This window comes from Hymenobacter miniatus, from assembly GCF_016427455.1.
GTDB classification, from domain to species: domain Bacteria; phylum Bacteroidota; class Bacteroidia; order Cytophagales; family Hymenobacteraceae; genus Hymenobacter; species Hymenobacter armeniacus.
In genome coordinates, this window is sequence record NZ_JAELXR010000009.1 from 206,061 (window position 1) to 224,786 (window position 18,726).

At 59.6% G+C, this 18,726-nt stretch carries 11 protein-coding genes; 1 reads left to right on the forward strand and 10 read right to left on the reverse strand.

Going from position 1 to position 18,726, the window contains the following annotated elements; all coding sequences use genetic code 11:
• Positions 1-42 precede the first annotated feature (42 nt).
• Positions 43-2,421 carry a DUF5703 domain-containing protein gene (locus tag JAO73_RS15460; RefSeq protein WP_410504998.1) on the forward strand — a complete coding sequence of 793 codons (2,379 nt, stop codon included), beginning with the start codon at positions 43-45 and terminating at the stop codon, positions 2,419-2,421.
• A gap of 69 nt (positions 2,422-2,490) precedes the next feature.
• On the opposite strand, the gene JAO73_RS15465 is transcribed toward JAO73_RS15460, so the two are convergent.
• From JAO73_RS15465 to JAO73_RS15510, 10 genes are all read right to left on the reverse strand, one after another.
• Positions 2,491-4,074, reverse strand: coding sequence for a sodium:solute symporter family transporter (locus tag JAO73_RS15465; RefSeq protein WP_198978045.1), 1,584 nt, complete (start codon positions 4,072-4,074; stop codon positions 2,491-2,493).
• Positions 4,075-4,240: 166 nt separating this feature from the next.
• On the reverse strand, positions 4,241-5,308 hold the full coding sequence (locus JAO73_RS15470) for a Gfo/Idh/MocA family protein (protein WP_198978046.1): 1,068 nt from the start codon (positions 5,306-5,308) through the stop codon (positions 4,241-4,243).
• Between the two features lie 83 nt (positions 5,309-5,391).
• Positions 5,392-6,141: an L-rhamnose mutarotase gene (locus JAO73_RS15475; RefSeq protein ID WP_198978047.1), complete on the reverse strand. Its 750-nt coding sequence runs from the start codon at positions 6,139-6,141 to the stop codon at positions 5,392-5,394.
• Positions 6,141-8,294, reverse strand: a complete 2,154-nt coding sequence (locus JAO73_RS15480) for an alpha-L-rhamnosidase-related protein (RefSeq protein ID WP_317191229.1) — start codon at positions 8,292-8,294, stop codon at positions 6,141-6,143. The genes JAO73_RS15475 and JAO73_RS15480 overlap by 1 nt, the downstream gene beginning before the upstream one ends.
• A 175-nt stretch (positions 8,295-8,469) precedes the next feature.
• A complete protein-coding gene (locus tag JAO73_RS15485) occupies positions 8,470-10,347 on the reverse strand; it encodes a right-handed parallel beta-helix repeat-containing protein (protein ID WP_233169230.1) in 1,878 nt (625 codons plus the stop codon).
• A 144-nt stretch (positions 10,348-10,491) separates the two neighbouring features.
• Positions 10,492-11,889 (reverse strand): alpha/beta hydrolase family protein, encoded by a 1,398-nt coding sequence (locus JAO73_RS15490; RefSeq protein WP_198978049.1) that lies wholly within the window; start codon positions 11,887-11,889, stop codon positions 10,492-10,494.
• A 196-nt stretch (positions 11,890-12,085) separates the two neighbouring features.
• Entirely contained in the window at positions 12,086-13,216 is a 1,131-nt protein-coding gene (locus tag JAO73_RS15495; RefSeq protein ID WP_198978050.1) for a sialidase family protein, read from the reverse strand.
• Between the two features lie 25 nt (positions 13,217-13,241).
• Positions 13,242-14,474 (reverse strand): glycoside hydrolase family 88/105 protein, encoded by a 1,233-nt coding sequence (locus JAO73_RS15500; RefSeq protein WP_198978051.1) that lies wholly within the window; start codon positions 14,472-14,474, stop codon positions 13,242-13,244.
• A 258-nt stretch (positions 14,475-14,732) separates the two neighbouring features.
• Positions 14,733-17,489, reverse strand: coding sequence for an alpha-L-rhamnosidase (locus JAO73_RS15505; RefSeq protein WP_198978052.1), 2,757 nt, complete (start codon positions 17,487-17,489; stop codon positions 14,733-14,735).
• 243 nt (positions 17,490-17,732) lie between these two features.
• Complete coding sequence (locus tag JAO73_RS15510; protein WP_198978053.1) at positions 17,733-18,707, reverse strand: toll/interleukin-1 receptor domain-containing protein; 975 nt, start codon at positions 18,705-18,707, stop codon at positions 17,733-17,735.
• Positions 18,708-18,726 lie beyond the last annotated feature (19 nt).

Genomic DNA, 18,726 nt, shown 5'->3' on the forward strand with positions numbered 1-18,726 from the left:
AAAGCCTTCTGCCGTTCGCCTCACCCCCCGGCCCCCTCTCCGATGGAGAGGGGAAGCCTGACGCAAGCTTCGTTGAACTCACCCCCTATCCATCGGAGAGGGGGCCGGGGGGTGAGGCGCCACGGCTGGGCGATTCTGCTTTTCCTGTTCCCTCTCCTATCTCATGCCCAAAGCCCCGAACTCGCCACCAACAACGTCACCTGGACCAGTCCCAGCAAAAACGCGGGCGAATCCATGCCCTGCGGCGGCGGCGATATCGGCCTGAACGTGTGGGCCGAAAACGGCGACGTGCTATTCTATATCGCCCGCAGCGGCACGTTCGATGAGAACAACTCGCTGCTGAAGCTAGGGCGCGTGCGCCTGCACCTCTCGCCCAATCCGTTTGAGAAAGGCATCTTCAAACAAGGGCTGACACTGCAAACGGGCGACGTAACGCTGACTGGCACCGTGGGCAAGGCCACGGCTCAGGTTCATATCTGGGCAGAAGTTTTCAAGCCAATTATCCACGTCGAAATAAGCAGCAACGAGAAGCTGACCGCCGAGGCCACTTACGAAAGCTGGCGCTTTGCCGACCGCCGCCCCAAGGGCAAGGAAAACAACCAGAATTCCTACAAATGGGCGCCTCAAGGTGAGGTCGTTACCCGCCGCGACAGTATCGCATTCCGTGGCCAGGGCGTAGAATTTTTCCACCAAAACCATTCGCAGACGGTGTTCGATGTGGTGGCAATGCAACAGGGTTTGGATGGAATAAAAGCACAGCTTTACAATCCACTGGCTGGGTTGATTTTCGGCGGCGCGTTGCAAGGCCGGAATATGCAACCAGCCGGCACTACCAGCGGCCAGTACCTCAACACGCCCTACACGGGCTGGAAGCTGAAAAGCCGTGCCCCCGCCCGCGCACACGCTCTCAACGTCGTGTTGCACACAACCTCAGCTGCGAGCGCGCAACAGTGGCAACAGCAGCTACAACAGTCCCTGACCGCCGCTCAACAGAACCCGAAAGCCGCCCGCCAGCGCACCCTGGCCTGGTGGCGCAACTACTGGCAGCGCAGCTTCGTCCACATCCAGCCCGATAAGGCGGCCGCCAACGCGCCCGAGTGGCAGGCTGGGCGCAATTACCAGCTTCTGCGCTACATGCTGGGCTGCAACGCCTTCGGCCAGTGGCCCACCAAGTTCAACGGCGGCCTCTTTACCTACGACCCGGTGCTGACGGATTCCACGCTCAAGTTCACGCCCGACTTCCGCAACTGGGGCGGCGGCACCCACACCGCCCAAAACCAGCGCCTCGTGTACTGGCCTATGCTGAAAAACGGCGACTTTGAGTTGCTGAAACCGCAGTTTGATTTCTACCTGCGCCTGCTACGCAACGCCGAGCTGCGCAGCCAAACCTACTGGCGCCACCCCGGCGCCTGTTTCACCGAGCAGCTCGAGAACTTCGGCCTGCCCAATCCGGCCGAATACAACTGGAAGCGCCCCACCGCCTTCGATAAGGGCCTGGAATACAACGCCTGGCTGGAATACGAGTGGGACACCGTGCTGGAGTTTTGCCTGATGATGCTGGAAACCGAGCGCTACGCCGGGCGCGATGTGGCTGCCTACCTGCCCTTCGTAGAAAGCTGCCTCACGTTCTTCGACGAGCACTACCAGTACCTGGCCCGGCAGCGCGGGGCCAAGGCCCTCGACGGCGCGGGCCACCTGGTGCTCTACCCTGGCTCCGGGGCCGAGACGTACAAGATGGCTTATAACTCGACCTCGACCATCGCCGGCCTGCGCACGGTGCTCATGCGCCTGCTGGCGCTGCCGCCACGCTACGGCACGCCCGCGCAGCGCCAAAAGTGGACCACCATGCTGGGCCGCATCCCGGCCATCAGCTTCCGCGAGAGCCAGGGCCGCCCCACCATCGCGCCAGCTAAAAGCTGGGAGCGCATCAACAACACCGAAAGCCCCCAACTCTACCCAGTGTTTCCGTGGGCCCTCTACGGCGTGGGAAAACCCGGCCTTGACACCGCCCGCAACACCTACTTGTATGACGCCGACGTACAGAAATTTCGTAGCCACGTGGGCTGGAAGCAGCACAATATCTTCGCCGCCCGCCTCGGCCTGACCGACGAAGCCGCCGAGCTGACGGTGAAGAAATTGCAAGACTCGGGCCGCCGCTTCCCGGCCTTCTGGGGGCCGGGCTACGACTGGGCACCCGACCACAACTGGGGCGGCTCGGGCATGATAGGCCTGCAGGAAATGCTGCTGCAAACCGACGGCCGTAAGATTATTCTGCTCCCTGCCTGGCCTAAGACCTGGGATGTGCATTTCAAACTGCACGCGCCCTATCAGACAACTGTGGAGGCGGTAGTGAAAGATGGAAAAGTGCAGGTGCTGAAAGTGCTGCCCGAGGCGCGGCGCAAGGATGTAGTTGTGATGTAGCGTGGACTCTGCGAGTCCGCGCCGGAATGAACATCTCAGGGACGCGGACTCGCAGAGTCCACGCTACTGCTAATGCCCGTTAAACACCACATACAGCCCCACCATCACCACCGCCAGCGCGGCCCAGAGGAACTGCACACGCCGCGTAGGCCGGGCCAGCACGCCGTAGTCCACGGCCTGGCGGCGGGCTTGGCCGGCCGGGTCAGTGAGGGAAATGAGCACAGCGGCAGCGAATAGCGCGGCAAAGATGTAGAACGACAGCATGAGGTAGTGCGGCCAGAAGGGGTGCGTGTCGGGCGGTAATACCCATAGGTAGAGTACGCCCACGCCCAGGCTGAACGCCGAGCCCCACGACAAGATGCCATTGACGGCGCGCTGCGTGGTGCGCGCCCAAAATACCGACAGCAAAAATACCACTGCCAGCGGCGGCGCAATAAAGCCCAGCACCGCCTGAAACACGTCGAACAGGTTGAGACCTTTCACCGAGTCGATGGCCAGGGCCATGAGCACCGCGAATGCGCAGCCCACCAGCACCGTGCGCCGGCCCACGCGCACCACGTCGGCGTCGGTGGCCTGCGGGTTGATGTTGCGGGCGTACACGTCCATCGCAAACACGGTGCTCAGGGCGTTGAGCGAGGAGCTGATGGTGCCCACCAGCACGGCAATGAGCACCACGATAACCAGGCCCTTCATACCGGCCGGAAACAGGCTCGTCACCATCGTCATGTAGGCTTCTTTGGGGTCTTTCAGGTCGGGGAACAGGATGTAGCACAGCACGCCAGTGAGGATGAACAGCGGCAGCGACAGAATTTTGAGCCAGCCGATGAAGTTGACGCCCAACTGCCCCTGCTCCAGGCTTTTGGCTCCCAGCACCGACTGTACCATGGCCTGGTCGGTGCAGAAAAACGCCACCGCCGATACCGGATAGCCCAGCAGAATGGCGTACCACGGGTACTTGGGGTCGGCGGCCGGGTGCAGCAGGTTCCAATAGTGGCCGGGCACGCGGTGGTAGAGCTCCGTCAGCCCGCCCACCTTCGTGATGCCGATGACGGTGAGCGTGAGCGACACGCCAATGAGCAGCAGCATCTGAAACACGTTGACCCGGGCAATGGCCTTGAGCCCGCCCGCAAACGTGAACGCGCCCGCAAACAGCACCAGCACTACCACCGACTGCCACATGGGGATGCCCAGAATCTGCCGCACCAGCAGCCCGCCCGAAAACAAGCCCAGCGACAGCCACGAAATCAGGATTTTAATCAGTGCGTACCAGGCCAGGATATTCTGCGTGGAGTCGCCGTACTGCCGGCCCATAAATCCGGGCATGGTGCTCACATTGGCCGCCAGGTAGCGCGGGGCAAACACCACTGCCAACAAAAACAAAAACACAAAGGCGTACCATTCAAAATTCACCGCCACAATGCCCGTGCTGTATCCAATGCTAGCAAAAGCCAGCAGCATCGACGGCCCCACGTTGGTGCCCCACATGTTGAACCCAATACTGGCCCAGCCCAGCGACTTATTGGCCAGAAACAAGGATTCTTCCGTCTTCTTAGCGGTGCTGGCCCGGTAGCCAATGCCGGCCAGAATCACGACGTAGGCCGCGACAATGGCGTAGTCCCAGGCGGTGATGTGGCCGAGTAGGTTGTTGCCCATGGGGGAGTAATATCGGGGGTGGGATTTGAAAAAGAAGTAAGTTTTGAGAGGTCGTCATGCCGAGCGCAGCCGAGGCATCTCGCTTGCTTCTTTGCACGATTTGGTTACTACCCCAAGCGAGATGCCTCGGCTGCGCTCGGCATGACGGCGCTGTGAGGGCTTTGACTTAAAGCTCAACTCCGTGCTCAGCCAGCAAATCGCGCACCTTCACCGGCTGGCCGGTGCTCAGTGAGCGGTCCATGGCTTGCAGCAGCGCTATGGTGCCGATGCCCTCTTTCAAATCCGGATAAGCGGTAAAATCCTGCTCGATGGAATCGGCGAAATACTCCAGGTAGTTCTGGTACTCGCCGGCGTGGTGGCTCTTGCCCTCGAAGCGGAAGTAGTGCTTGAGCTTGTGCTCCCAGGTAATCATTCTTTCTTCGCCGGTCTTGTCGGTGATGGCGTAGCGCAGGTCCATGTAGTCGCCCTGGCTGGCGCCTTCGGTGCCGCGCAGGATGCAGCTCATCTCCGAGTCGCGCGTCACGGGTTGCACGGGGCCGGTGTAGCAGCCGCTCACGCGGGCCACGCGGCCATCGGTGCTTTTAAAGATGAGATGCATGGTATCCTGGTGCTTGAGGCCTCCCTTGGCGCCGTTGCTGCTGAGCATGCCGTAGCCCATCACCTCCTCAATGTTGGGCAGGTACCAGCGGATAAAATCCACCGGGTGGCTGAGGCCGCCGTAGAGCCACTTGAAGGCATTTTCCAGCGACCAGCCTTTCTCCAAGAACCAGCGGTGGTCGGCGTGGTAGTAGGCTTCGATGGTAATGAGCTCGCCGATGAGGCCGGCCTCGTAGTCGGCCCGCTGCCGCTTCATGGGCTCGAAAAAGCGGGAGCTTTGGCCTACGAACAGCTTTTTACCCGAGGTTCGGCTCAGTTCCAGCAGCTCATTAGCTTTGCTTAGGTCGTCGATGAAGGGCTTGGTGCACACCACGTGCTTTCCGGCGCGCAGCGCTTGGGCCACGTGCTCGGCGTGCAGGTGGTCGGGGGTGTAAATGGCCACGGCGTCAATTTCCGGGTCATCGAGCAAGTCCTGGTACTGTGTGGTGTAGTGCGGGAAGTTGAATTCTTCAGCGCGGTGACGGCACAGGTCTTCGTTGCGGTCACAGATGGTTTTGAGTTTCCATTTTGGGCTGTTCAGGGCAGCCGACATGGTGCTGCGGCCTTCGCCGAGGCCCAAGATTCCGAGGGTTAGCATTTCGGGTAATTATGAGTTTTGAATTATTGACCGTTTGATATCCCACGCGAGATGCTTCGCTGCGCTCTGCATGACCGCCTTTTTCATTTCTTGAGCAGCACCGGCTGCTTTGTTGCCACCAGATTCAGGAACACCCACGTCTCGCCGGGTTTGGTATTCGGCAAGCCTTCCTGGTACTGCTTCATCAGCGCGTTCCAGTCGTCCACGCGCGGGTTATTGAACGAGGTTTTAGGATTTAGCTCATCCAGATTGGCCCCCTTCGGGATGCTTATAACCAGCATCAGCTGCCGCCCCTGCCGAAACACCAGCAGTTGCTGAAAGCTGGCGTTGCAGAAGCCCTGCGCCACTTCGGGCCACTTCTGAAACTGGGTAGCATGGTGGTTCAGGTACTGCTGCTGCTTGGCGGGGTCCTTCACCAGATTGGCCGTGAGGACAATGTTGTCCCACTGCTTAGCCGTGGTTTTATCTGAGCAGTAATGACGGTCGAATTTGTAGAAGGGAGCGGCGTAGAATTTCACCTCATTGCCCGCGTAAACGGCGGCCAGATTCTTTTGCAATGCCTGCATGCTGGCGGCTTTTCCGTAGGCAACCAGGTGGTTTTGCCAACGGTACACGCTTGTGGTGGGCACCTGGTATTTGCGGCACAGATTCAGCAGATTTTTGGTCGCGACAGGCGCTTGCCCGCGGCCGATTATTTCTACTACCGCCATTTTCTCACCGGCTTGCGCAGTGGCAGTCAGTGGCAACAGGAACCACAGCAGCAAGCTGAGCAGACGCCGGTTGCCGCAGAGGTACGCAGTGGGTTTCGCAGAGGTACGCAGAGGTCGTTCCATTACAGCGCCTGGTAAGTCACCACATACTCCCGCCCTTTTTCCAGCGTCAACTCATACTGCCCGTTGCTCTTAGAGACGATTTTGCCGCCTTTGCAAGAAGGCTTTGACTTGCTTTTGAAGCGCAACGTGCCGGTACCCATAGCCCCTTTCACCTTCAACTGCTTGGGGCTGGCGGCCACCGTGATGTCGCCCTGCGGCGTGGGCACAGCACCTTCCATCCATTGCAGGCCGCCGAGGTTGGGCACGATTTCGTAGGTCGCGTAGCCCGGCGTGAGGGGTTTCACGCCGAGGTAGTACTTGCCGAGCAGGTAAATCGGGCTGGCGCCCCAGGCGTGGCATAGGCTCTTGCCGAAGGGCCGGCCGTACATGGCCAGGTGCTCGGTGCCTTTCTTGGTGGGGTCGTATTCCTCCCAAAAGGAAGTGGCCCCCAGGTCCAGCATCCCGCCCCAATACGACTTCATTTCCTTGAGCACATACGGCTGCTCGCCCATCGCACACAGCGCTTCCAGCTCATAAAAGCGCATGTAAGGCGTCGTAATTTTGGGCACCTGCGGGTTCAGCAGCACCGACTTCTTCACCTGCTGCTCCTGCTCGGGGCTGAGGTAGTCGAAGAAAATGGCGAACATGTTGGCGTAGCGCGTCACGTTATCGGTAGGCTGGCCGTTGATGCGGCTGTGCACTAGGGCACCCTTGCCGGCATTCCAGTAGGTGGCGAAGATTTTGGCCTTGAGGTCAGTGGCCAGCTGCTGGTATTTCTGCGCACCGGCCTGGTCATCGACTAACTTGGCGCACAAGGCCATGCTTTCAAGGCTGCGGCAGAGCAGCAGCTGCTCGAAGCTGACTTCGCCCTTCTTGCTCAGGCCGTCGGCCCAGTCGATGAACACCCAATCGCCGGCCAGGCCTTCCATTAGGCCGTCTTTGTTGCGGCGGCCGAGGCAGTAGTCCATCAGGCTCTGCATGCGGGGGTAGAGCTGCTGCACCTGGGCCTTGTCGCCCGTGTACTGGTAGGCGTCGTACACGCTGATGAACCAGTAGAAACTGTAGTCCATGATGGTGTTGATGTGGCTGGTCACCGGGTCTTTGCCGCGCAGGGCAAACTGCGTGCGGTTCACGGTCGGCGTGTCGAAGTAGAGGTAGTAGTTCATCAGGTAGCTCTGGTAGGCATCGCCCGACCACACCCACCGGTCGCGCTTGATGCCGTCGATGAAAAACTCCCGCGTATTAAGGTGCATGGTGTAGGCCGCCACGTCCCAGATTTTGTTCAGCTGCGCATCGGAGCTGCGGAATTTACCCCGCTCCGCCACCGGCGCATACTCGTACAGCAGCGAGACCGAATCGAGGCTCACGCCCGCTTCCGGCCGGATGTTCACGTAGCGAAATGCCTTCGACAAGCTCGTCACCCGGTCGCCTTTCTGCGGCTGGTCCACGGCCAGGTATTCCAGCGTTTCGCAGGTTTCGGTAGCCAAAGCTTCTTCCTTTGACTCGCCGAAATACACTGCTACCTGGCCCTTGCCTTTCACGCCATGCAGTTTGATGTAGCCAAAGGTTTCGCGGCCAAAATCGACCACCATGCCCTGCGGCGTGCGCTCCACGCGGGCTGCTCGGCGCACCTCCGTCGGTAGCTTAAAAGCCGAAGGCCGTGCCTCGGGCGCATCAAAATTCCAGGCGCCCGCCTGTAGCCAGGTCGTACCCGACTGGTCGGAGGTTTTGCCTGAGGCGTCAATCCATTCCTTATCCTCGTAGGTCACCAGCCATGAGGCGTCGGAAGCAATGGTTTTACCGCGTACGAACACGGCCGGCGGCGTGGCCTGATTGTACACCTTGAGATTAATCCGGTGCTTGCCGGCTGGCACCGTCAGGCGGGTGGGCGCGCCGGTCAACGGCTTACCATCGAGCTTCACATTGTACTGGCCCTCGGCACGCAGTTCCACTTCCTCGGGCTGCGCGAGGTCGAAATCCTTGTGGAAGTCTATAAGTACGTAATGACTGTCCATCCGCCAAAACACCGGAAAGAACGTACCGCGCTCGGTGCGTCGGTTCTGCATCTGGTTGCCCAGCCAAATTTCGTAGTCGCCGGGGTACCAAATCCAGGTGGCTTTTTGGGCGGCGATTTGAGCTTGGGCGGAGGTGGCTAGGAGGAATAGAAGCAGCACAGCCGCAATTCGTCTCAGGTAGGGCTTTATCATCAGGTGGGTTGATGTGTTCTTTAGTAATGCGTCATGCAGCGCGCAGCGAAGCATCTCGCTCGGCCCGGGTTGTTGCAATCGGTATTGATTACTGAGCCACGCGAGATGCTTCGCTGCGCGCTGCATGACAGGCTTTTCTTATTCATTTCTGAGCTGCAGCTTTCTTCAAATCCTGATACCCCGCTTCCAGCCCCGCCGCCTGCTTAATGGCCTCGCTCACCATCGGGCCGTTGTTCTGCCACACATTGCCCGGCCCGTTGGCATTGGCCAGGAATTTCTCGGCCGGGCACCAGTTGTCCTGCACCGTGATGTTGGACGAGCCCTCGTCCAGGTAGAGGTAAAACCAGTGGTCGGGGTCGTGTACGTAGGGTGCGCGCCCAATTTCATCGACGCGGTTTTCGGTAATGACTGTGCCTGGCTGAGCTGAAAGCGTGTACACGCCGGCCACGTCGTAGGTATGCTGCGCGTAGTGGTGGATGTAGTTGGCCTGCACGCGGTTGTCGCGCATGGCGTTGGCGGTTTTGGTCCAGCCCCAGCCCAGACTAATGCCGGTGTAGGGCACCTGCGCCACCTCGTTGTGCCGGATGGTGACGCCCCGCACGAAGCCCGCGGCGATACCCACTGCGCCCCAGTCCTCGTTGCCGCAATCGGTGACGAGGTTGTTTTCCACCAGTTCGTTGGTGCATATTTCGCGCTCATCCTGCGGGTTGTAGGGCAGGTGCGTTTCCACGCTTTCGTCCGAAAACTTGCCCAGTTGCAAGCCGTTCACAGCCACGTCGCGGAAGGTGCAGCCCACCGCCGCGTCGTCGTGGGTTCCGCTCTGGCAGTCCAGCCCCGTGGCGCCCATATGCAGGAATTGGCAGCGCTCGAAGCGCGTGTGGTGCGCGTTCAGTACCTCTACCCCAGCCGGTGGCCTACCTATCCAGGCCTGGTTTTCAAGGCCGGCTTTGTCGGGGGTGCCGGGCTTGGCCAGCGAGTAGCCATCGAGCAGGTACTGGCCGGCTTGAAGCGGCACGTGGCCTTGCTCCGAGGGCCGCAGCCACGTGGTGTAGGCAAACGTCAGGCCCTTAAACTGCACGTAGCTCACCGGTTGGTCGAGAGTGCCGGCTACACGCACCACCGTTTCCAAAGCGGGCACTACTACTTGGGCAGTAGCCAGGTTTTCGCCGGAGCGGGGCCAGTAATACACCTGCCCGTGCGGCGCGTCATAAAACCACTCGCCGGGCTGGTCGAGCAGTTCGATGGCATTGGTCAGGTAGAAAGCCGAACTGCCGTTTTTGCCGTTGATAATGGGCCGCGGCCAGGGGTGCTCGAACTGGATTCGGCTTTCGGGCTCCTGCAACGTCACGCGAGCTTTGTCGCCCTGCATGGCCAGGGTTTTCACGCGCAGCACATTCACGGCCCACATCTGGTGCAGCACCATTTCCATCTGGCCGGGTTGCTTTATGCCACCTAGGGCAGCAGCCGGCACGGTAGTTTCGCGCTTACCAGTGTCCCAGGCGAGCAAACGGGGCAGGTTGTCGTTGTTGGGCGTACGGGCACGAGTGGCTTTGCGGCCATTCACCCACAGCTGGCGAAAATCGAGGGCGCGGCCAGCCAGCAGCGGCGCGGCGGCCACCCATACCTGTCCCTGCGCGGCAGCCGGCAGACCGGCAATCTTGCCAACTGCTTTATGCCACCCCGTTACCGACACGCCGCCACTCAGGACCGGGTGTTCGCCGGGCGCGGCAGCTACCACCGTGGGACTGGCGGCCGTGCCCGCGTCTTCGGGGCGAAAAAACCACGGCTCCGTCAGTCGGTACTCGCCGCCCTTCAACCAAATGTGCACGCCATCGGCCACCGAGACATCGTGCAAGCGGCGCAGGTCGCGGGCTTGGCGCAGTGCGGCATTTGGGGTGGCTAGCGGCTGGGCAGCAGTGCCAGGGTTGCGGTCGGAGCCGTTAGGCGCTACCCAGATGTCGGCGGCGTGGGCTGACGCGGCACCTAGCAGACTGAGGGCGATGAGTAACATTCGAGTCATGCGGAATGTATCGTGGACGCTGCGAGTCCGCGTAACGAGCGCAGCGAGTAGTGGCGGCTGCACTTGAATTATGTTTGGAATTAACAGGCGCAGACGCAGATGCTCGCTACGCTCGTTGCGCGGACTCGCAGCGTCCACGATACATCAGGGTGCCGTGGCCTTCGCGAAAACCGCTTGCAAGTCCTCAAAACTGTGCAGCGCATTCGCCGGCAGCCCCTCCCCTTTCGGCCCAAAAACATGCTGCGCTTCCTCCTTCTCAATGGTCACTTTCGACTCGTCCAGCTTGCCCGCTTTATCCTCGGCGGCCGCCAAATTCAGCCCTAGGTTTTTGGCTAGAAACTCGTACATAGCCTGCCGTTTCGAAGGGCCGTAATCGTGCCCTTCCTTGGGCAAATGGGCATTTTGCACAAGGTCGGCTTTGCCGTAGTAGCCGTAGATTTTCTGGAGGTAGGGGTAGGCTACTTCGGGCGTCTGGGCGGTCCAGTCGCCGCCGTCGGTTATGGCGAGTTGGGGGCGTGGGGCGGCCATGGCGGCGATTTCGGCGTTGTTAGTGCCGTTGCCGCAGAGGTGCACGGGCTGGCCGCTTTCGCAAGGACAACCACCACTGTGGTAGGTCGAGAGCATCACCACCGGCACGCTCACTTTAATGCGGTCGTCCAGGGCCGTGAGCAGCATGGTTTGGCTGCCGCCGCCCGAGCCGCCGGTGATGGCCACGCGGTTTTTATCAGCGTCTTTCAGCGACAGCAGGTAGTCCAGTGCCCGCTCGCCGTTCAGAGCCTGCACCGTCATGGCGAGGCTGCGGCGGTGGTCTTCGCCCTTGAATTGCAGCAGCGACTCGCCCCAGGCGAAGAGGTCGTAGCTGTACACCATCGCGCCCATGCGGGCCAACGTGGCGCAACGCAACTGCGCATCGGCCCGGTAGCGCCCGTCGCCGAAGTGTCCGTCGGGACTGATGATTACGGGGATTTTGCCCATGGATTTAAGAGGCTTGTAGAGCGAGCCCGTCATGTAGTAGCCGGGCAGCGTTTCGATGGCCACGTTCTCCACGGTGTAGCCGTCGTATTGCCTTTTGTTGGTAATAATGGGCTTGCTGGCCGGTTTGACGGGCATGGGTGACAGTTTCAGCGCCGACCACATGCAACTGCGCAGTTCGGCTTTGCGCTTCTCCCAGGTGGCTGCGTCGTGGTACTGGCTGGCGAGCTGCGCCAGCTGGGCCGCGCCTTCGTCGGGCGTTTTGAGGTGGTATTGAAAGGTCTTGAGCTTATAAGTTTTGTCGCCGGTTTTCGCTGCCTGGTAGTCGAACGGGGCCAGCACGCTACGCAAGGTTTCGTCCACGTCGGGGCGGAAGCGCCACTCGGCGTAGGTCACGTACTTGTCCTTCACCATGGCCGCGTCGGGCCGGATTTTCACCCCGTAGCGCTGCTGAATCTCTGCCAGCACCTGCTGCAACGGCTCGCGGTACTGGTCGTCGGAGTTTTGCGCCTGGGCGTTGGCGGTGGTGAGGAAAAGCGAACCTAGGAGCAGGCGGAAGATTCTGGACATGGGTGGGAATGTGATTTGTGCTAGCGGAAAACGGTCAAGAAACCGTCATGCTGAGCGGAGCGGAGCGCAGTCGAAGCATCTCTACCGCTTCGTTGCTAGCGACAGATTTTAGTATTGAGGTAGAGATGCTTCGGCTACGCTGCGCTCCGCTCAGCATGACGGACGTTTTTGGTTGACGTTCTGACTTATAGTGCGATTAATCCTTCGTAATCTCCGCCGTGCCTACCGGTGCGGTGTAGCCTTTCATGGCCGGCCACACGCCGTTTTCAATCTTCACCAGCTTCATCTTTTTGGGGTCGAGCACGGCGTGCTTAATGCGCTGGCGGCGCCAGGTGTACACGAAATGCACCAGCCCGTCCTTGGTCTGAATCACCGACGGGTACGAGTATTGGCTGATGGGTGAGTCTTCCAGAATGGCTACAGCGTACCACTCTTTGCCATCCTTCGACACGGCCACGTTGAGGGGGGTGCGGGGGCCTTTGGCGAGGGTGCCGGGGGGCAGCACGTGGTTGTAGACCAGCAGCTGCCGGCCGTCTTTTAGGGTCACGGCGTCGGTGCCGGAGTTGTTGTTAGGCAGGGTGGTTTTGGCCAGCGGCGACCAGGTTTTGCCCTGGTCCGTGGACCACGTTTCGAGGATGGCGCGGTCGCGGCTGCGGCAGAGGGCTTGCAGGCGACCGTCCTTGTAGGTGAGGATGCTGGGCTGAATGGCGCCCTGGGTGGCGCCGTTGGGCACGGGCGCAGTTTTGGTCCAGGTCTTGCCAAAATCGGGCGAAGCTTCGAAATGCACTAGCCAGCCGCCGCTGCCTTCGGTACTGGTGGGCGAGAGCAAGGTGCCGTTTTTGAGTAATACGGGCTTGTTTTTCACCGGCCCGATGTAGCCTTCCGGCAGCGCCTGGGCCGCCGACCACGTCAGGCCATTATCCTTAGAGGTGCGCAGCCAGCCCTTCCAGTCCGAGGGTTTCGGGCCGATTTTATAATACAGCTGCAACTCGCCGTCCGGCGCCTGGTAGAGCACGGGGTTCCAGGTGGGATAGCGCAGGGTTTCGTTTTGGATGCCGTTGGCGACCTCCACGGGGGCAGTCCAGTGGCCGTTTTCCTGGCGGCTCACCCAGATGCCCACATCGGGGTTGCGCTCCTTGGTGCCACCAAACCAAGCGGCCACGAGGCCCTTCGGCGTCTCGGCGATGGTGGCGGCGTGGCTCTCGGGGAAGGGCGCTTTTTCGAAGATGAATTCGTCGGTGACGATGCCCTGTTTCCATGGATGGGTTTGGGCCGAAACCGCGTGCCCGAGCAGGCCGAGGGACAGTAGCAAAAGAGTCTTTTTCATAGCTATTCGTAGCCGGCCGAAGCCGCTATTTATTGAGTGCAAGGCTGGCCAAGATGAATGGGCCGACGCCTTTTAGGTCGTTGATTTTGATGCGCTCGCCAACGTAGTATTCGTAGGAGCCGTTGCGTTCGGTGCCGGGACCTAGGCCGGCTACTTCGCACACTTGCAGCAGGTTCAGTTCGCCGTCGGACTTAACTTCGATGAGCTTGGTCGTGATGCCGTCGAAGCCTTTTTGGGCCACCGGGCGGTACTTCTTGTTGAGGTAGCCCTTGTTCACGCCCTTGGCCAGCGTGTACACGAACATGCACGAGGCCGACGCCTCCAGGTAGTTGCCGGGCTGGCCGCCCTTGTCCACCACCTGGTACCAGAGGCCGCTGGCGGGGTCCTGGTATTTCTGGATGGCCACGGCCAGCCGGTCGAGTACCTGCACCAGTTTGGGGCGGTCGGGGTGCTGGGCGGGGAGGTAGTCGAGCACATCCACCAAAGCCATGCCGTACCAGCCGATGGCGCGGCCCCAGAAGTTGGGCGACTGGCCGGTTTGGGGGTTGGCCCAGGCTTGCACGTGCTTCTCATCCCAGCCGTGGTAGAGCAGGCCGGTTTTGGGGTCGCGCAGGTGCTTTTCGAGCAAGAGCAGCTGCTTGGCCGCCTCGTCAAACCCGGCCGGCTCCTTGAAAAACGCCGCGTATTGGGCCACAAACGGGCTGGCCATGTAGGCCCCATCGAGCCACATCTGGCTGGGGTATTTCTTTTTGTGCCAGTAGCCGCCGTCGGTGGTTTTGGGCTGCTGCTGAAGCTCCGCGTGCAGCTTTTGCAGCGCTATTTTATACTTCTCCTGCTTGGTATCGGTGTAGAACTGAAACAGGAGCTTGCCTGAGTTGATGTTGTCGAGGCTGTTGTCCAGCGGCTTGTAGTCCTTGTTGTGAATTTCGCCCTGGGCATCCACCATTTTGTTGCCGTACTGCTGCAAGGCGGTGCGTAGGCGCGGGTCGTGGTTCTGGTGCTCCAACGCTTCTAGCGAGTGCATCAGCAGGCCCTGGGTGTAACCCCAGGAATCACCTAGGGCAGGGTCTTGCAGCCACGGGCTACGCTTCAGCACCGATAGCGCCATGCGCTCAGACCACTTGGCGGTGGCGGGGATTTGCGTGCTGGCGGGCGCGAGGGTTTGGGCATGGGCGGATGGGGCGCGGGCTAGCAGCAGCGCGGAGGCTAGCGCCAGGGCCTTTATTTTCAGCTTATTTATAGCTCGTGTTTGATTCATTAAGCGGAAGTCTGAATAATTAGAATGTGGGGGTAGTGCAAGAAGCTCGCCGGACGGGGCGCCTCACCCCCTAGCCCCCTCTCCTTTTCGGAGAGGGGGAACTAGCTCTAGCCTCTAGTCTTAGCCCTAATCCGGCAGTCGTCAGGCTCCCCCTCTCCTTTTCGGAGAGGGGGTCGGGGGGTGAGGCGCCACGTTGAACGGAGTGGTAGAGATGCTTCGCCGCGCTCAGCATGACGCTCTTTTGGTTACACTTACCCATCACTGCTTCGCCACAAACGCATACTCCCCCGACCCAACCTCAAAGACCGCTCTACCGCCTTCCATCCGCAAAAACTTTACCCCAGCCGCGCCAGAAGCCTTTTTGCCGCCTTCCGTCACGTCCTTCGCATCCCTGGCCGGCACGTACACCAGCGCCTTCGTATTGCCCGGCACCGTGATGTTCCAGGTGAAACGCTTCGCATCGCGCGTCCAGCTACTGCGCACCAGCCCGCGCACCGAATTATAAGACGCCTGCACCGACGTTAGCCCGTCAATCATGGCGGGTTTCATTTCCAGCTCCTGAAAACCAGGCGCGGCCGACTTGATGCCCGCCAAATCCTCATAGTACCAAATAATTAAATCCCCGAGCAGCATCACGTGGTTTTGGGAGTTCATGGCGGGGTCGGCGGTGTTGCCGTTCCAGAGCTCCCAGATGGTGGTAGCGCCGTTGGCGGCCATGTAGCCCCAGCTCGGGTAGTCGCGGTTGGTGGCCAGTTTGTAGGCAATGTCGGGCCGGCCCTCGGCGGTGAGGCCGCGCATGAGCCACTGCGTGCCAATGACGCCGGTGCTGATGTGGCCCTTGTTTTCGACCAATATTTTATCGGCGATGTTCTGGAACACCTTGCCCCGCTCGGCGTCCGGCGTCAGGCCGTAGGCCAGGGGTAGCAGATTGGCCGTCACGGTGTTGTTGGCGTACTGCTGGTTTTGGGCGTTCAGGAACTTCTGGTTGAAGGCATCCTTGATTTTGGCCCCTAGGGCGGCGTATTCCTGCGCATCGGCGGGCTTGCCGAGCACGGTGGCGAAGCGCTGCATCAGCATCAGCATGTGGTAGTAGGTGCTGGTGGCGATGACCTCGCCGCTGGTATTGCGGGCGGGGTCCTGCGAGTGAATCAGCTTCTCCGACTCGGGCGGCACGCACCAGTCGCCGTACTTGTCCTTGGTCACGAGGTAGCCGGCGGTCATGTAGTTGGCCCGCATGTAGGCGAGCCAGCGGCGCATCGAGTCGTAGTGCTTGGCGATGGGCTGAGCGTCGCCGTACTGCTGATACAGCATGTCGGCGATGGTGAGGTAGGTACCGGGCCAGGTCACGTTGTCGCCGTAGTAGCGCCAGAAGGCGGGGGCCACGTCGGGGATGCTACCGTCGGCTTTTTGGGCCTGCGCAATGTCGTCGAGCCACTTCGCGTACAGCCGCGAGTTGTCAAACACGAAGCTCTCGCCATACGCGCCGGTGGTGCGGTCGCCGAGCCAGGGCTGCCGCTCGTTGCGCTGCGGGCAGTCTACGGGCATGCCCTTGTAGTTGCTCCGAATGCCCCAGTAGGCATTCTTATACACCTGGTTAATAGTAGCATTTGAGGTCACAAACTCGCCCGTCGTCGCCAGGTCGTCGTACACCACACGGCCGTCGAAATCGGCCAGCGTGGGCGTGCCGGGGTAACCGCTGATTTCGACGTAGCGGAAGCCGTGGTACACAAACGTCGGCTCCCAGGTTTCGCGGGCGCCGCCGCGCAGCGTGTACACGTCGGTCACGCGGGCATCGCGCAGGTTGGCCACGTAGAGCTCGCCGGTTTTTTGCAGCGTCTCGGCAAAGCGCAGCGTGATTTTCTGGCCCCTAGGCCCCGTGGCGCGCAGCCGCAGCCAGCCGGCCATGTTCTGGCCCAGGTCGAGGATGAACTTGCCGCCTGCCAGCGGCTTGAGGGCCACCGGCTTAAGGGTTTCCATCACCTTCATGTTCTCGTTCATCTGGGCCTCGAAGGCGCCGCCGGGCTCCTGCACCAGCTCAGCTTTGAGCCACTTTTTGGCGTCGAAGCCGGCGGTGGCCCAGCCCGGCATTTCCTTGGTGGCGTCGTATTCCTCGCCATCGTACTCGTTGTTGGCCCGGATGGGGCCGTCGGCGGTGGCCTGCCAGGTTTCGTCGGTTTTGATGACTTCGTGGCTGCCGTCGGCATAGGTCACGTCCAGCTGCATCAGCAGCTTGGGGTAGCCGAAGGTCTTGATTTTGTACGGCTTGTAGTGCTGCCGCATGGCGTAGAAGCGGCCATTGCCGAGCACCGTGCCGAGGGCGTTGGCGCCGGGCCGCAGCAGCGCGGTCACGTCGAAGGTATTGTACTTCACGCCCTGGGTGTAGTCGGTGGGACCGGGTGCCAGCACCTGGTCGCCCACGCGCTGGCCGTTGAGGTACAGCTCGTACAGCCCCAGCCCGATGATGGACGCGGTGGCCTGCGCCACCGGCTTGTCGGCCTTGAACTCCTTGCGGAAATAGCGGGCCGACAGCCGGGCGTGGGTCGATTCATCGTCCCAGGGAAAGGCGCGGTCCAGGCCAATCCAGCGGCCTTTCCAGTCGAGGTAGTTGAGCAGGCCCATGCTCCAGCGGGCGGGCGTGCTCCAGGCGGTTTCGCCCTGGTCGGTCCAGGTACGCACCTTCCAGTAGCAGCGGGCGCGGCTGCGGAGCGGCGCCCCGGCGTAGGCCACGTGCACCGATTGGGCCGAGGCCACCTTGCCCGAGTTCCAGAGGTCGCCTTCGTCGGCGGCCAGCTTGTCGGGGGTAGAGGCCACCAACACCTGGTAGGCGGTTTGGGTGAGGCCGCGCGCGGCACTGCGCAGCTCCCAGCTCAGGCGCGGGGCAGTGGCATCGATGCCTTCGGGGTTGGTCAGCAGCTCGCAGCGCAGCCGCTGAAGCTGCACGGCGGCGGACGGCGCGGCCCCCAACGCCGTGAGCGATAAACAAGTAAGCAGAAGAAACAGGAGTCGGGCAGCCATAGTCGGAGCCTCCCCCCTGCGCCCGCCCCAACGTAGAGCAAGCGCCTCGGCCACCGGGCCGGCTGGGGGGTGCGCGGGGCGCAGTTCGGCACCCACATAGTTCGGACTTTTTTGCTTCCCGTTATTCTAGGATGTTAGCACGAATCTGGTCGATTTGTGCATGGTGTGGGGAGGATGGTGGAATGGGGGTGAAAATGCAGCCTTTAGTTATACTATTCTGCTAGCAATCGTATTAGCGTTCAACTATTTCATCATAGAATTTATGCTTTTAACAATGTCTTTCTCAAGCTTTTTACATCCTCTAGGACTATACTCGTAAATCAATATTCTTCTGTGCCTCAAATCAAAGGGAATATCTTCAACATCTTGAGACAATAGCAGAACAGGTTTATTTAAGGTATGAGCAATACCAACCTCATAGAATACATTTGGATTTCGACCAGTTAAATCTGCAATAATTATCCTTGCTTTTTCAATGCTTTTTCTAATATCATCCATTACCACATTCGACCCAAAAACATCATCGCCCCTTTCGCAAGTTAAATTACAAAACTCCTCAACAGCTGGCTTAACAAAATCCTCATAAACTATATTTAATTCTTCAACTGAAAAAGGCATAACAGTAAAGCAAAGTTTATCATCTACTAGGACTTCTTCTGATTTACTGCTAGGCTGAGATTTCAGAGCATCAACTGCTTCTTTTAATATGTCTTTTAACTGGTCAAGCTCTCCTTTATTAATACTTTCCTTACTCGAACCAATAATATGTTCTTTAGACTCGATATTATCGACACTATTAAAGGACAAATCCTCCTTATTTATCGTAAATAAGTCACGTAATAGCATGTTAAAATTAACAGAATAAGCACCCTCATCACGAAAGTCCGCGTACTGTTTATATGCAATGACACTGGGGATTTGACAATCCCTATACATAATAGGTATTGTTTTTATGGATTTATCATCAACTTCTTTACTCATAGCAAGTATTAATTCTTGCTGTGTCCATTTAGAATTGAAATAATCAGGTGACATTATCACCAACATAAATCTGGAATCAAGCACTGCTTGATTTATAACGTCTACAAACGAATCACCTAAATTAATATTCCACTCATCCAACCAAACAGATACACCATTATGCATTAAATCATTAGCGAGTTTACGGACAAATACTTTGTCTTTATTCGAATGACTGATGAATACATCGTACTTCATAAAAATCGATTATTACTCG